Annotated in this window: 12 protein-coding genes; 7 read left to right on the top strand and 5 right to left on the bottom strand. The window is 60.6% G+C overall.

All coding sequences use genetic code 11. The features are described 5' to 3' along the window. Window positions 1-13 precede the first annotated feature (13 nt). Window positions 14-1654, top strand: a complete 1641-nt coding sequence (locus tag FJ941_RS16430) for an ABC transporter substrate-binding protein (RefSeq protein WP_140507134.1) — start codon at window positions 14-16, stop codon at window positions 1652-1654. Window positions 1655-2668: 1014 nt separating this feature from the next. On the opposite strand, the gene FJ941_RS28995 is transcribed toward FJ941_RS16430, so the two are convergent. Then, window positions 2669-3184, bottom strand: coding sequence for a hypothetical protein (locus FJ941_RS28995; protein ID WP_246673848.1), 516 nt, complete (start codon window positions 3182-3184; stop codon window positions 2669-2671). A gap of 563 nt (window positions 3185-3747) precedes the next feature. On the opposite strand from FJ941_RS28995, the gene FJ941_RS16415 reads away from it, so the two are divergent. Together FJ941_RS16415 and FJ941_RS16405 are read left to right on the top strand one after the other, a co-directional pair. Continuing rightward, window positions 3748-4514 (top strand): IS5 family transposase gene (locus tag FJ941_RS16415; RefSeq protein WP_140507132.1). Its coding sequence is split into 2 segments (ribosomal slippage): window positions 3748-4060 and window positions 4060-4514, totalling 768 coding nucleotides; the frame shifts between segments, so codons are not numbered across the junction. Between the two features lie 342 nt (window positions 4515-4856). After that, the gene (locus FJ941_RS16405; protein ID WP_140507128.1) at window positions 4857-6440 is read left to right on the top strand and encodes a hypothetical protein; all 1584 of its coding nucleotides are present in this window, start codon (window positions 4857-4859) and stop codon (window positions 6438-6440) included. A 9-nt stretch (window positions 6441-6449) separates the two neighbouring features. On the opposite strand, the gene lepA is transcribed toward FJ941_RS16405, so the two are convergent. After that, the gene (gene lepA, locus FJ941_RS16400; protein WP_140507126.1) at window positions 6450-8255 is read right to left on the bottom strand and encodes a translation elongation factor 4; all 1806 of its coding nucleotides are present in this window, start codon (window positions 8253-8255) and stop codon (window positions 6450-6452) included. 207 nt (window positions 8256-8462) lie between these two features. Here lepA and FJ941_RS16395 point away from each other — a divergent pair, with 207 nt between their 5' ends. From FJ941_RS16395 to msrA, 4 genes are all read left to right on the top strand, one after another. After that, complete coding sequence (locus FJ941_RS16395; protein ID WP_140507124.1) at window positions 8463-9545, top strand: TadE/TadG family type IV pilus assembly protein; 1083 nt, start codon at window positions 8463-8465, stop codon at window positions 9543-9545. Between the two features lie 152 nt (window positions 9546-9697). Then, entirely contained in the window at window positions 9698-10402 is a 705-nt protein-coding gene (locus tag FJ941_RS16390) for a DUF1223 domain-containing protein (protein ID WP_140507122.1), read from the top strand. 114 nt (window positions 10403-10516) lie between these two features. Further along, window positions 10517-10813, top strand: coding sequence for a hypothetical protein (locus tag FJ941_RS16385; RefSeq protein ID WP_140507120.1), 297 nt, complete (start codon window positions 10517-10519; stop codon window positions 10811-10813). Between the two features lie 246 nt (window positions 10814-11059). Continuing rightward, window positions 11060-11785 (top strand): peptide-methionine (S)-S-oxide reductase MsrA, encoded by a 726-nt coding sequence (gene msrA, locus FJ941_RS16380; RefSeq protein ID WP_140507118.1) that lies wholly within the window; start codon window positions 11060-11062, stop codon window positions 11783-11785. A gap of 83 nt (window positions 11786-11868) precedes the next feature. Here the strand turns inward: msrA and FJ941_RS16375 are convergent, their stop codons facing one another. The 3 genes from FJ941_RS16375 to FJ941_RS16365 all read right to left on the bottom strand — a co-directional run bounded on the left by FJ941_RS16375 (window position 11869) and on the right by FJ941_RS16365 (window position 12967). Then, window positions 11869-12375, bottom strand: a complete 507-nt coding sequence (locus tag FJ941_RS16375) for a hypothetical protein (protein WP_140507116.1) — start codon at window positions 12373-12375, stop codon at window positions 11869-11871. A 75-nt stretch (window positions 12376-12450) separates the two neighbouring features. Beyond that, window positions 12451-12717 (bottom strand): hypothetical protein, encoded by a 267-nt coding sequence (locus FJ941_RS16370; RefSeq protein WP_140507114.1) that lies wholly within the window; start codon window positions 12715-12717, stop codon window positions 12451-12453. Continuing rightward, window positions 12692-12967 (bottom strand): DUF4242 domain-containing protein, encoded by a 276-nt coding sequence (locus FJ941_RS16365; protein ID WP_140507112.1) that lies wholly within the window; start codon window positions 12965-12967, stop codon window positions 12692-12694. Before FJ941_RS16365 ends, FJ941_RS16370 begins: the two co-directional genes overlap by 26 nt. Between the last annotated feature and the right edge of the window lie 56 nt (window positions 12968-13023).

The raw sequence follows: 13023 nt of genomic DNA, 5'->3' as shown, positions 1-13023 counted from the left end.
AGAGGGAACGACGATGAAATTCATGCTGACCGACCGCAAGCTTCACCCACGCGCCAAACCCGTCGCCGACGATTTCAGGACCGGCGGCATCAGCCGCCGCGAATATCTGGCGCTGATGGCCGGGCTCGGCGTCAGCGCCGCCGGCGCTTTTGCCCTCGGCGGCATCGCCGCGACCCCGGCCCGCGCCGCCGAGCCGAAGAAGGGCGGAACCTTGCGCGTCGCCATGAACGTCAAGGGTTTCAAGGACCCGCGCACCTTCGACGGCGTCGAAATGTCCAACGTCGCGCGCCACTGCAACGAATATCTGGTGCGCTGGAACACCGATTTTTCGTTCGAGCCCTGGCTGCTGGAAAAATGGGAGATGAGCGACGACGCCAGGACGCTGACGCTGCATGTGCGCAAGGGCGTCACCTGGTCGAACGGGGATGCCTTCAATGCCGACGATGTCGTCCACAACCTCACCCGCTGGTGCGAGGCCGGCGTTGCCGGCAATTCGGTCGCCGCGCGCATGGGCGCTTTGGTCAATGCCGACACCAAGAAGGTGGTCGATGGCGGCATCGAGAAGGTCGACGACTTCACCATAAAGCTCAATTTGCCAAAACCCGACATCTCGCTGATCGCCGGCATGGCCGACTATCCCGCGCTGATCATGCACCGCTCCTATGGTGGCGACGGCGACCCGATGAAGGCTCTGGCGATCACCACCGGTCCCTGCGAGCTGGTCAAATGGGACGCAGAGACGGGCGCCGAGGTGAAGCGCAAGGACAAGCCGTGGTGGAAGGGCGAATTCCACCTCGATGGCATCCAGTGGATTGACTACGGCTCCGACCCCAACGCCATGCTGTCGGCGTTCGAATCCGGCGAGATCGACACCGACCACGAGACCGCTTCCGACGCCGTCTCGCAGACCGACAAGATGGGGCTGAAGAACTCCGAGATCGCCACCGGCTCGACCATCGTCGCCCGCTTCAACGTCGGCAATGCGCCCTACGACGACATCAAGATCCGCCGCGCCGCCCAGCTCGCCGTCGACAATTCGGCCGTGCTGGCGCTCGGCCTCGGCGGCCGCGGCAAGCCCGCCGACAACCACCATGTCGGCCCCATGCACCCCGAATATGCCGATATCGGCCCGGCCAAGCGCGATGTGGAGCAGGCCAAGAAGCTGCTCGCCGAATCCGGCAAGGCGGACCATGAATACGAGCTGATCTCGGTCGACGTCGAATGGCAGAAGAACACGGGGGACGCCATCGCCGCGCAGATGCGCGAGGCCGGCCTGAAGATCAAGCGCACCGTGCTGCCCGCCGCCACCTTCTGGAACGACTGGAGCAAGTTCCCCTATTCCTGCACCGAATGGCTCGGCCGCCCGCTCGGCGTCCAGGTGCTGGCGCTGGCGTATAAATCCGGCGCCGCCTGGAACGAAAGCGCCTACGCCAGCAAGGAGTTCGACGAGCTGCTGGACAAGGCGCTGGCCATGCCCGACCCCAAGGCCCGCAAGGAAATCATGGCCAAGATCGAGAAGAATCTGCGCGACAGCGGCATCATCATCCAACCCTACTGGCGCTCGGTGTACCGCACCTACCGCAAAGGCATAGAAGGCTGCGAACAGCACCAGGCGCTCGAGCAGCACTTCGAGAAGGTGTGGATTGAAAGCTGAGGCGGGCGCGGCGCCAACCTTGGACGTCGCGCCGCCCCTCACTGTCCTGCCGGCGTTCGTCGCTCGAAAAGCCAAGCAGTTGGCTTTTCGTCCGCTATGCGGACCGCTCCTCAACTCCCAGTAAACGGGGCGAGAGGGGCTGGTCGCAACGCCGGCGCTATTTCTGCAAGCTTTGGCGATTGGCGAAAGCCGCGATGACAGCGTCCCTCGCCCCGTTTACGGGGAGAGGATGCCGGCAGGCAGGTGAGGGGCGGCGCCGACACTGTTCTTCCTGTCGCGGACGGGGGCTGATCTCGACGTACCAGCTGCCGCCTGGCCCTCGGCAGCGTCCAGATCCAACTGGCGCCAGATCCACTGGCGAAGGTCAGCACCGGGAATCCCGAGCGATGCGGAGCGCCCTTGGTTCACCTATCGTCCGGGGAAGATGGCCGGCGCGCATGCCGGTGAGACAATTGCCTGAGCCCCGCGCCGGCCACTAGCGACCTGATGAAGGTCCGCCGCCCGATTTGTGTACCGGGCCTATGCCGCGCGATCAACCGAGCCGGGCAGTTGGTATGAATTCGTACCAACCGGGATTTATCGCGCGACCGGCGGCGACAGGCTTACCCGTCCCGGGAAACGGCGAACGTCTTTAGTGTAGGCAGACCGACATTGGACACGCGACAGCCGTCACGGCCGAAAGCTTCTCGCGCTTGCTCAGCGCCCAATGGCGCGTGTGTGTAACTGATGTCAATACGGAGCGGACACGCTTCGTGGCGGTGAAGAGCGTTCTTCCCTTCTCCCCTTGTGGGGCCCGAAGGGCGGGCGAGGCCCGTGACTCGCCCAGGGCGGTGGCCTCGCGAAGCGAGGTCGGATGAGGGGTGTTCCAGCTTGGCGAGACGTCAAAGCCACTTAGTCAAAGCAGAAAAACACCACCCTCTCACTCGGTGCAGCACCCCTCAACCGTCTCGGCGCTGCGCGCCGATCCACCTTCCCCCACAAGGGGGAAGGAAGAGGCGCCGCGCCCGGTCCCGCTTACCGTTCAGGCTTCAGCAGCGTCCAGATCCAGCCGGCGAACGTCAGCACCAGGAACGGATAGCCTGCCGCCGGCAGCGGCGCCGAGGTCGGCAGGAAGGGCGCACCCCACAGCACCATGCCCACCGACACCAGGAACAGCACGGCGGCCACGAGCGCGGTCAGCCGCATCCACAGCGCGAAAGTGGTCGGAACGCTGACCATGATCAGCGCGGCCGCCCATAGCGAAATGCCGCCGACATAGGAAGGCACGCTGGCCTCGAGCCCCGCCGCATTGCCGGCCAAAAGCAGGCTCTCGCCGGCAAGGAAGGTCAGGAAGCCCGCGGCAACGCAATCATTGCCGAGACGCTGGTATTTCATGGTGAGCAGCGCGGTCGCCACCACCAGCGCCACGCCGTCGATCGCCCACAGCGTCTCGCGCAGCGCATCGCTCGCCACGAAGGTGCCAGCAAGGCCGAAGATGCCGCCGATGGCGAGGCCGAGAGCGGCGATGATGTCGGATGTGGTGCGTATCAAACCTCTCCCAAATCGCGCAAGAGTACGTCAAAATGGTATGTACTCAGAGTGAAACATGGAAGAGGGTTAGGTCGTGAACCCATAAATTGGGGATGACCGCGATGCTTGGCGAACTGCGATCAAGCTACAAGTATGTCGTCTAGCTCAACCGTCGCCACACCGTTGATCATTGTCACGGTGAGACGAAGCTCCAAATCGGATCGACCACCTTCATTTTGGCTCCAAAGCGGCGCTCGGACTGACCACTTCTCCTCGCCGACCGCTGTGTTGACAGCTATTACATCCCAAACGGCAAACGGCGGCGCAGAGAATGTTCGTCCATAATCCGATATAACGCGATCGACGTCGGCCGCTGAACAGTGCGACACATCCGCTTTGGTGACTGCACTCTGGCAGTCCCCTGCGGAGATGGAAATTATGATTTCACGGATCCTAGCTTCAGCGTCTGCGATTAGCATGGTGCCAAGGATGCAGCGTTGCCAAGCGATCCGTCAATATCTGCGGTTAAGCCGTTTTCCGACGGTCCACTTTCATGTCTCCACGAATTCTGATTCAGACTCTCTATGAGCCGATATGATTTGACCGACTTCGAGTGGCGCGTTATCGAACCGCTCTTGTCCAACAAGCCGCGAGGGGTGCCGCGCGTAGATGATCGGCGGGTGCTGAACGGCATCTTCTGGGTGCTGCGATCCGGTGCGCCATGGCGCGATCTGCCAGAGCGATACGGCCCACGCACCACCTGCTACAACCGCTTTGTCCGATGGCGGAGAGCAGGTGTGTGGGACCGCCTCATGGAGGCCATCACCAAATCCCACAACGGCAAGGTGCAGATGATCGACACCTCCATTGTTCGCGTCCATCAGCAGGGCGCGACGGCAAAAAGGGGGATCGAGATCACTGTCTCGGTCGCTCCCGAGGCGGATTAACAACCAAGATCCACGCACTTGTGGACGCCAAAGGCAGGCCGATCAAGCTGACGCTCACCGCGGGCGAGAAGAGCGACATCGCCTCGGCGCCGGACATGATCGCCGACTTGCCTGAGGGAGCCATGCTTCTGGCCGATAAGGGCTACGACGCCAACGCGCTACGCATGGCGGTCAAGGAACGAAAAGCATGGGCCAACATCCCGCCAAAAACCAACCGCAGGGACCCGATCTGCTTCAGCCCCTACCTCTACAAGGCACGCAATCTCGTCGAGCGCTTCTTTAACAAGGCCAAGCAGTTCCGCCGCATCGCCACCCGATACGAAAAGCTGGCCGAGAATTACCTCGCTGCCCTCAAGCTCGTCGCAATCCGCATCTGGCTACGCGATTATGAGTCTACGTCCTAGCAGAACCGCAGACGGGTTGCGGTCCCACATGCGAGCACTTCGCCGACCAACCGTTTCGCGCTCCCATGATGAGCAAGACTTCTTGCATTTCATTCGTGACATCGCTACGGAATCAATGACTGATGTTCCAAGCGTGTCCGTGTTTCCAGACACAGTTTCGTGGCGTATCAGATTTCCGAAACAATTGCGGGACAGTCATGACAATTGAATTGGATGCAAGATCGGCCGGTAAAATAACCGCGTTTATGGCCGATAAAGGCTATGGGTTTATATTTTCACCAGACCTGACCAATAGCTTATTCTTTCACATCAGCGCTGTCAGGTGTGACCCCATTATTAATTGTGAAGGGACTTTCCGTTACATTCTCAGTTGACAATTCTGGCGACAAGCCTCGCGCTCTTAATGTCGACCTCCTGCCAGAACTCAAGACAGCTAGCCCGCGAAAACGCCCAGTCAGCGTTCATTCGCCATACACTGGGCCAGCTTTCATTGTCGACAAAGATCAAACCATCAGAATCTTGAAGGAAATTAAAGACTGGAAGCTTGAAGCGAAGCTAGACGATATCAAACGATACTTTTTTAATATTAGACAACTTGATGAAATCGTCAGCGGCGACTCTTGTTATATAGTCGGACGCAAGGGCACCGGCAAGACTGCCCTTGTTCAATATATTTCAGAACTTGCCAGACCTCACAAATTTGCCACCAAACTCTCGTTTAAAAACTTTCCTTTTAATGAACTCTACAAACAAGAAAACTCTCAATTCACCCGCCCAAACCAATACATCACACTATGGAAGTTGATTATTTACTCATTCGTTTGCCGGATGATGGTCGCGGATGGATCACTCGACCCTCTGCTCCGAGATCGCATCCGGAAGGCATTCCCACCGGTCAATTCTGATAGTTTGAATGCCCTTATCGGACGATGGGTTGCTGGAGACGTCGGGATTTCCATATTTGGTACTGGGTTTAACTTTGGGAACTGGTTTCAAAAGAAAAATGCCTACTCGTTGGCGGATAAGGTGGAGAACCTTGAAGCGTTTCTTGAAAAAAACGTAGGAGATTCGTCATACTATGTTCTTTTTGACGAACTTGATGAAGACTACAAAAATATCTTTGAGGTCTATAAAGGTAGTGAATATATCGATCTGCTGACAAGTCTTTTCAAGGCAGTGCAGGATGTTAAGTCTCGCTTTGGGCATTCTACCCATGGAATACTTCCTATAATTTTCTTACGCGACGACATCTATGATATACTTCAGGACGCCGACAAAAATAAATGGAAAGATTTTGAGTTTGATCTCGAATGGAATAACTCTGACATACGGCAGATGCTAGCCTATCGCCTTTCGAAGGTCATAGGACAGGAGGAGACCGATTTCGAGAAGATTTGGTATTCGATCATGAGCAGGGACCCAGTCGAGTACGCAAACGGTCGCAAAAATGCACCGTCGTTTGAATACATATCTCGAAGCACTCATGGCCGCCCGAGAGACTACATCCGTTATCTCCAGGTGTGCGCTGAGATGCAACTTGATCGGGGAGGTGGAAATATCGAAGCGGACGTGATTCGAGACGCAGACAAGTCCTATTCAAACTACTTGAAGGACGAGCTTCTGGACGAGATCCACGGCCTCATTCCCGATATCAACACGATTTTTTCAATAATCTCTCAGATTCGAAAGTGGATTTTGGATGTCGATGAATTTAGGGGCGCTTATAGGAGCCATCTAAAATCGGGATCAGTGAAGACCAAGGATGTAAATTTCGTACTACAGACGTTGTTCTATTTCTCTGTGATTGGAAATGTTGCAAGGCAAGGGACGCATATATTTCGACACGCAAATCCCGACGCTAAACTGAATTTTACAGAAAAGATCGTTGTACACAGAGGGTTAATGAAGGCCCTGCAGATATTGTAGGGACCGACCTTAATCGCCCATCTTCAGCGCCTGAATAAACGCCTCCTGCGGAATATCCACCTTGCCGAACTGGCGCATCCGCTTCTTGCCCTCTTTCTGCTTGTCCAAGAGCTTGCGTTTGCGCGAGACGTCGCCGCCGTAGCATTTCGCCGTGACGTCCTTGCGCAAGGCCGAGATGGTTTCCCGCGCGATGACCTTGCCGCCGATGGCGGCCTGGATCGGGATCTTGAAGAGGTGGTGCGGGATCAGCTCCTTCAGCTTCTCGCACATCTGCCGGCCGCGCTTTTCCGCCGCCGTGCGGTGCACCAGCATCGACAGCGCGTCGACCGGCTCCTCGTTGACCAGGATCGACATCTTCACCAGGTCGCCCTCGCGGTAGTCGGTCAGGTGATAGTCGAACGAGGCGTAGCCCTTTGAGATCGACTTCAGCCGGTCGTAGAAATCGAAGACGACTTCGTTGAGCGGCAGGTCGTAGGTCAGCATGGCGCGTTTTCCGACATAGGAGAGGTCGGCCTGGATCCCGCGCCGGTCCTGGCAGAGCTTCAATATGCCGCCGAGATAGTCGTCGGGGGTCAGGATGGTGGCGCGGATCCATGGCTCCTCGATCGCGGAGATCTTCACCACGTCGGGCATGTCGGCCGGGTTGTGCAGCTCCTTCACCGAGCCGTCATTGAGGAGCAGCCGGTAGACGACCGATGGCGCGGTGGCGATCAGGTCGAGGTTGAACTCGCGCTCCAGCCGCTCCTGGATGATTTCCAGATGCAAGAGGCCCAGGAAGCCGCAGCGATAGCCGAAACCGAGCGCCGCACTGGTTTCCATTTCATAGGAGAAGGAGGCGTCGTTGAGGCGCAGTTTGCCGACGGCGGCGCGCAGGTCCTCGAAATCGGCGGCGTCGACCGGGAACAGGCCGCAGAACACCACCGGCTGCGCCGGCTTGAAGCCGGGCAGGGCATGCGCGGTCTGCCGCTTGTCCTCGGTGATGGTGTCGCCGACGCGGGTGTCGGCCACTTCCTTGATCGAGCCGGTGAAGAAGCCGAACTCGCCGGGGCCGAGCTCCTCGACATTGATGCGGGCGGGCGTGAACACGCCGGTGCGCTCGACCAGGTATTTGGCGCCCGTGCCCATCATGCGGATGGTCTGGCCCTTCTTCAGCACGCCGTCGATGATGCGCACCAGCACGATGACGCCGAGATAGGCGTCATACCAGCTGTCGACCAGCATCGCCTTCAGGGGGGCTGCGGCATCGCCCTCGCGCGGCGGCGGCAATTGGTGGACGATGGCTTCCAGCACGTCGGGAATGCCGAGGCCTGTCTTGGCCGAGATCAGCACGGCGCCCGAGGCGTCGATGCCGATCACCTCCTCGACCTGCTCGCGGATGCGCTCGGGCTCGGCGGCGGGCAGGTCGACCTTGTTCAGCACCACGACGATCTCGTGGTTGTTGTCGATCGCCTGGTAGACATTGGCGAGCGTCTGCGCCTCGACGCCCTGGGAGGCGTCGACGACCAGCAGCGAGCCCTCGCAGGCGGCGAGCGACCGCGACACTTCATAGGCGAAGTCGACATGGCCGGGCGTGTCGATCAGGTTGAGGATATAGTCCTCGCCATTGTTGGCGCGGTATTTTAGCCGCACCGTCTGCGCCTTGATGGTGATGCCGCGCTCGCGCTCGATGTCCATCGAGTCCAGCACCTGCTCCTTCATGTCGCGCAGCTCCAGCCCGCCGGTGGACTGGATCAGGCGGTCGGCAAGCGTGGATTTGCCATGGTCGATATGGGCGACGATGGAAAAATTGCGGATGTGGTCGAGGGGCGTGCTCATGCCGCGCGCTTTAGCAGGGGCGGCAATCGGCGGCAAGGCTTGCGGCGCAAGGGCTGCCTCGCGGGTCACAAAGCGGTGACATCGGCCAAAAAACCGGGAAAACCGGCCCGCGGGCGAAGAATGCGTAAACTTTGATCGATCACATTAGACCTTGGTTTGCCGCCTGTGTGGCAAATGCTCGAACGCTAATGTCTGTTGGGGGTCGGAATGTTCAGGGTTTTGCGCGGCTTTGCCCGCTCCCGCAGCGGGTCGATGATGCCGCTCTTCCTGGTGATGCTGATGCCGCTGATCGCGGCCGTCGGCTTCTCGGTCGACTATACAAGCGCGGTCCAGACCAAGTCCAACCAGCAGCAGGCGCTGGATGCCGCGATCCTGACGATCACCACCATGGACACCACGGCGACACTTTCGCAGCGCCAGACGATGCTGCAGGATTCCTTCATCGCCAATGGCGGACAAGGCACCGCGACGCTGACCAATTTCGCGGGTGGCACCGCCACCACCGCCACCACCGCGCGGGCCACGGCAAGTTTCGCCATGCCGACCGTCTTCATGACCATCGCCAGGATTGACACCGTACCGATCGCCGTGGCCTCGGCGGTCAGCAAGCCGCCGGCGCTGGTCAAGGCGGACTTCAAGGTCACCGGAGTGTCGGGTTACTGGAACAAGACGATGACGCTCTACGGGACGCAATTCGGCGCCACGGTGGCCAAGCCGCTGATGACGATCGACTACGTCTATGGCAAGACCGGAGACCCGAAGGGCTATGGCACCACCACCACCAGCATCCTTACGACTGATTCAACCGGCAAGACCGTCAGCACGGTGGCCCAGACGCAGGTCTGCAAGCTCGCCGGCTCCAACCCGCCCGCTGGTGCGGTGATCCAGACAGACAAGTTTCTGACGAAATTTTACTGTGTCGACACGATGTATCCCGCCAATGGCACCGGCGCGTCCATCGATGTCAGCCAGATGGGTGGCCTCAGTTTGCAGATGTATGTGCCATCAGGGAACCCGCAATACCTCAAGACGAATGATCCGGCCACCTCCAACCGGCTCTACAGCGGGATCAAGGATCCACAGACCGGCAATACCAACTACACAGAAACCGCGACCGGCCAGGTCGTCGACATCTTCGGCCTCGTACCTTGCGGCTCGACAGCCTATCAGGCCTGGGAAGACGGTGGCAACTCGGTTCCGGCGCCTGTCGGCAACGCCGACTTCTTCTACAACGTCACCGGCAAATGCGACTTCAACAAGCGCCCCTCGGACACTGCGCTGACGCAGTGATGTAGACGCGTCTTCCTTCTCACAGGGGGAGAAGGGAAAAAGCGCTGGCGCTCTTCAATCACAAAGCGGTGAGCGCTGTAACGAAGCTCGTGGTGGCGGCGAAGTGGGGACATGACGGGCGCATCGTGGCGCCGTCCCCACGGAGCACGCCGATGTCGCCAGTCATATCCAGCAGGTTTCTCGCACTGTCCGGCTTCGCCGCGCTGGCGCTCGCCGCCTCGCTCGGCGCGGCAGCCGCCCAGCCGCTCACCGTGGTCGAGCTGTTCACCAGCCAGGGCTGCTCATCCTGCCCGCCGGCCAATGCCAATCTCATCAAGGTCAAGGACCGGGCCGGCGTGCTGGCGCTGTCCTTCAACGTCACCTATTGGGACTATCTCGGCTGGAAGGACACGTTCGGCAAGCAGGAGTTCACCCAGCGCCAGGTTTCCTACGAGCGCCCGCTCGGCCATGACGGGCCGTTCACGCCGCAAGTGGTGGTCAACGGCCATGCCGATGTCGTCGGCGCCGCGCCCGGCCAGATCGAACATCTGATCGCCGCGACGGCCAAGACCGGCGGTCCCTCGCTGTCGCTCGAGGGCGGCAAGGTCGCGATCGGCGCCGGTGCGGCACCGGGCGGCAAGGCCGATGTCTGGCTGGTGCACTACACCAAGGGTGTCGTCGAGGTGCCGGTGGCGCGCGGCGAAAACACCGGCCGCACCTTGCCGCACGCCAATGTCGTGCATGCGCTGACAAAACTCGGCAGCTGGAGCGGCGAGGCCAAGACGCTCGATTTGCCGGCAGCCTCGGGCGGCCTCAGCACCGCCGTGCTGGTGCAGTCGCCCGGCGGCGGGCCGATCCTGGCCGCCGCCGCCAACTAGATCGCGTCCAAGTAGAGATTTGCCAAGCAGAAATTTGCGTCGCCGCACGGGCAGCGGCGCAAGAGCCCGGCCGCCCGGAAAGGGCGTGCCATCAACCCCGCAAGGAAGCCTATCATGACCAATTTCTCCCGCCTGACGCTGCCGGCGCTCGCGCTCGCCCTCTGCTCGACGGCGCTGTCTGCCGGCGGCATCGCGCGCGCCGATGACGCCACCAATGCGATGAAGCCCGCCGCCAACGCCATGGCGCCGGCCGCGGACGCCATGAAACCGGCAACCGATGCGATGAAGCCGGCCGACCCGATGGCCACCAACTCCATGAAGCCCGCCGCCGATGCCATGAAGCCCGCGACGGACGCGATGAAACCGGCGACCGATGCGATGAAGCCGGCAACGGATGCCACGGCCAATTGATAGCCAATTGAGATTGGCGCGTGGCCTTCTGTCCCTGGCGGGCTCCCTGTCCAGCCGGGGACAGTTGCCGGAGCAATCCCGGAAAGCTTGAAGCGGTTATGCGCCGGGAATGACGTCAAGGCAAAAAGTCCGGGCCGCACGCGAATGTGAGCTTCCGCCGCAACTCGCGCATCGCGCCACGGTAGCCGATCCAATAGACTGATCCCCAATGGACCGATCCCAGGGGAAGCCATGAGGAGTGCAACCATGACCAATATCAACAATCGTTCGACCGGCTTTGTCCGCGGCGGGCTCGCCGCACTCGCCCTTGCCGTCGCGGGCGCCGCCTTCTGGCTGACGCCGGCCATCTCCGCAGAGGACGCGGTGAAAATCCCGCCGCCGGCAATCGACGAAAAGGCGGCCCCAGGCAGCGAGAAGGCCATCTTCGCCGGCGGCTGCTTCTGGGGCGTGCAGGGCGTGTTCCAGCACGTCAAGGGCGTCAGCAAGGCGGTCTCGGGCTATACTGGCGGCGCCAAGGACGACGCCGTCTACGAGACGGTCGGCACCGGCCGAACCGGCCACGCCGAATCCGTCGAGATCACCTATGATCCGTCCAAGGTGACGTATGGCCAGCTGCTGCAGGTCTATTTCTCGGTCGCCCACAATCCGACCCAGCTCAACTACCAGGGTCCGGACTCGGGCACGCAGTACCGCTCGACGATCTTTGCCGAAAACGACGCCCAGAAGAAGATCGCGCAGAGCTATATCGCCCAGCTCGACAAGGCCAAGGTGTTTTCCGAACCCATCGTCACCACGCTGGAGACCGGCAAGACCTTCTACCCGGCCGAAAACTACCACCAGGATTTCCTGACGCTGAACCCGACCTACCCCTACATCGTCTACAACGACTTGCCCAAGGTGGCGAATTTGAAGACGCTGTTCCCGTCGCTGTACAGCGAAAAGCCGGTGCTGGTGCTGTCGGCTTCGAACTGACTTTGCCGCGACGTCCCGGGGGCGAGTGTCCCCCGGGACCAATCGGCTCCGGCCCGCCCCGCCTGGGTGGGCACTGGATGCCGCTACATGCCGTCGGCCTTCATTGCATCGCACGACACGTCAGGGTTCATGTCGGCAAAGGTCCCGGTCGGGTTCTTCTTCCACGCCCAGACATGCAGTTCGTAGAAAGCCCCCAAACCATAGCGGTTGGGAGCGCTGTTGAAGTTGAACAGCTGCCCTGCCAGCGAGGCTGGACCTTTCGAGGTGATGTATTCGACGGCAACAAGCCTGAGCTTGCCGTCGGCCGTCGGCTCGTACATCACCGCCTCCGGCTTGCCGACATCGACCGTGTCGTCTTTCAGATAGGCGGCATTGACGTAGTGGATGCCCATGGCGCCCCCGGTGATGCCACTGGCGCACGGGATCGGCGCATAGCCTTCGGCGGTCGCCATCGCCACATTCTCGAAGCGGCCATTGGCTGCCCGCACCTTCTCGTCCAGCGCGCCTGTATCATGGGCATTCGCCCCCGTGGCCGCGATCGACAGGATCGACAAGTTGATGAGATGTTTGGCCCATGGATGGATGTTCATATTCTCTCCTCGTTTTGATGTGCGCGGGAGCAGCCGCTCCTCGCAGCGAAGCCGGACGGCCGGACGTATCGGTGGCTATAGCCGGGTGAAGTCCCAGTAGTGGGGCAGCTCCTCGCGCTCCGGCAGGCCGATGTCGCGCCTCAGATAGTCGCCTTCCGGTGGCCGGCGCCTCCCCGGCAATTGCGCGGAAAGCGCCGACACGATCCGCCACAGGCGGCGGGGCAAGCCCCACGCCCGGCGGCCATCTCCCATGGCAGGTGTCGTGTCGCTGGCCGGCATGTCGGACATGTCGCCGTTGCGCTGGCTGATCGGACTTTCATGGGCGGTAAAAGTAAGGGTCAAGAACCCGTACCTCCGTGATCTTGTCGACAGGCAGGGAGTTCTTCTGGGCAGTGCTGCGGATCGCCTCCGGCGAAGGCGCGTCATAGATGCAGAAGCTCTGCTTCTTGTCGGGCGACACGAAGGACTGCACCCAGGTGACGCCCTTCTCCGCATTGCGCATGATCACTCCGGCCAGTGCATCGGCGCCGGCATCGTTCATCGGCACGCTGAGGCCGTCAGGAAATGTACGTTCAACCACATAGCGGGGCATATCGAGGTTCCCTTTTCCATTGGACACGCTCGAATTGAGCGCGGCTGGACATGATC

Source organism: Mesorhizobium sp. B2-3-13 (assembly GCF_006442195.1).
Taxonomy (GTDB): Bacteria; Pseudomonadota; Alphaproteobacteria; order Rhizobiales; family Rhizobiaceae; genus Mesorhizobium; species Mesorhizobium salmacidum.
Note: the sequence above shows the minus strand (reverse complement) of the source record. Positions and strands in the feature narration are given on the sequence as shown.